Source organism: Pseudomonas sp. 14P_5.3_Bac1 (assembly GCF_025466135.1).
In the GTDB taxonomy this organism is placed as follows: domain Bacteria; phylum Pseudomonadota; class Gammaproteobacteria; order Pseudomonadales; family Pseudomonadaceae; genus Aquipseudomonas.
In genome coordinates this window covers 1-2,100 of record NZ_JANLOF010000016.1, presented here as the reverse complement: position 1 = coordinate 2,100, position 2,100 = coordinate 1, and the positions used below count along the sequence as shown (strand labels likewise).

Annotated in this window: 1 protein-coding gene; it reads right to left on the bottom strand. The window is 56.3% G+C overall.

Annotation, left to right across the window (positions count from 1 at the left end; genetic code table 11):
• Positions 1-2,100, bottom strand: a 2,100-nt coding sequence (locus tag NTD89_RS03965) for an immunoglobulin-like domain-containing protein (protein ID WP_315975601.1), incomplete at both ends; no start/stop codon positions are given.

Here is a 2,100-nt window from a genome sequence, read left to right as displayed (position 1 = left end):
AGTTGCCGCCAGTTGCACCGGCAATAGTGGTGCTAACGGTGGAACCGTTGTTGTAGACGTCGTTAGCTGGAGTTTCGAAAACTACAGTTCCGCTGGACTTGCCTGCTTCGATGTTGATCGTCTGACCGTTGCTCAGCGTCACGGTAACCGCGGTTTGCGCTGGGTTGGTCAGCGTGGCGGTGTAAGTGATGTTGCCGCCTTCAACGACCGAAGGATCTGCCGTCAGAGTGACGGTGGTGGTGTCGATCGAGTCGGTGATGGTAGTGGTCGCTGGCGATGGGTTGGTTGCCAGGTTTTCGAAGTTACCACCAGTGGCGTTGGTGATCGTCGTGTTGACGGTCGAACCATTGTTGTAAACGTCGTTGGCCGGAGTTTCGAAAACCACAGTTCCGCTGGACTTGCCCGCTTCGATGTTGATCGTCTGGCCGTTGCTCAGCGTGACCGTCACAGCGGTCTGTGCCGGGTTGGTCAGCGTGGCGGTGTAAGTGATGTTGCCGCCTTCAACGACGGATGGATCTGCCGTCAGAGTGACGGTGGTGGTGTCGATCGAATCGGTAATCGTGGTGGTCGCTGGCGCAGGATTGGTTGCCAGATTTTCGAAGTTACCGCCAGTGGCGCTGGTGATCGTCGTGTTGACGGTCGAACCGTTGTTGTAAACGTCGTTAGCCGGAGTCTCAAACACTACAGTGCCGCTGGACTTGCCGGCTTCGATGTTGATCGTCTGACCGTTGCTCAAGGTAACCGTCACAGCGGTTTGCGCTGGATTGGTCAACGTTGCGGTGTAAGTAATGTTGCCGCCTTCAACGACCGAAGGATCCGCCGTCAGGGTAACGGTAGTGGTATCAATCGAATCGGTGATCGTGGTGGTTGCTGGCGCTGGGTTGGTCGCCAGGTTCTCGAAGTTACCACCAGTGGCGTTGGTGATCGTCGTGTTGACGGTCGAACCATTGTTGTAGACGTCGTTTGCCGGAGTTTCGAAAACCACAGATCCGCTGGACTTGCCCGCTTCGATGTTGATCGTCTGGCCGTTGCTCAGCGTCACGGTTACCGCGGTTTGCGCTGGGTTGGTCAACGTGGCGGTGTAGGTGATGTTGCCGCCTTCAACGACCGATGGGTCCGCAGTCAGAGTGACGGTGGTGGTGTCGATCGAATCGGTGATGGTGGTGGTCGCTGGCGCAGGGTTGGTTGCCAGGTTTTCGAAGTTGCCACCGGTAGCGTTGGTGATCGTCGTGTTGACGGTCGAACCATTGTTGTAGACGTCGTTTGCCGGAGTTTCAAACACCACCGAGCCAGCAGATTTACCGGCCTCAATGACGATGGTCTGACCATTGCTCAAGGTGACCGTCACAGCAGTTTGTGCTGGATTGGTCAGCGTAGCGGTGTAAGTGATGTTGCCGCCTTCAACAACCGAGTTATCGGCAGTCAGAGTGACGGTGGTGGTATCGATCGAGTCGGTGATCGTGGTGGTCGCTGGCGCAGGATTGGTTGCCAGATTTTCGAAGTTACCGCCGGTGGCGTTGGTGATCGTCGTATTGACGGTCGAACCATTGTTGTAGACGTCGTTTGCCGGAGTTTCGAAAACCACAGATCCGCTGGACTTGCCCGCTTCGATGTTGATCGTCTGGCCGTTGCTCAAGGTAACCGTCACAGCGGTTTGCGCTGGGTTGGTCAGCGTGGCGGTGTAAGTGATGTTGCCGCCTTCAACGACCGATGGATCTGCCGTCAGGGTGACGGTGGTGGTGTCGATTGAATCGGTGATCGTAGTGGTGGCTGGCGCTGGGTTGGTTGCCAGGTTTTCGAAGTTACCGCCAGTGGCATTGGTGATCGTCGTGTTGACGGTCGAGCCGTTGTTGTAGACGTCGTTGGCCGGAGTTTCGAAGACTACCGAACCCGCAGATTTACCGGCTTCGATGACGATGGTCTGACCATTAGAAAGCGTCACAGTCACCGGAGTTTGCGCCGGGTTAGTCAGCGTAGCGGTGTAAGTAATGTTGCCGCCTTCAACGACCGATTGATCAGCCGTCAAAGTGACAGTGGTGGTGTCGATCGAATCAGTAATCGTGGTGGTCGCTGGCGCTGGGTTGGTCGCCAGGTTCTCAA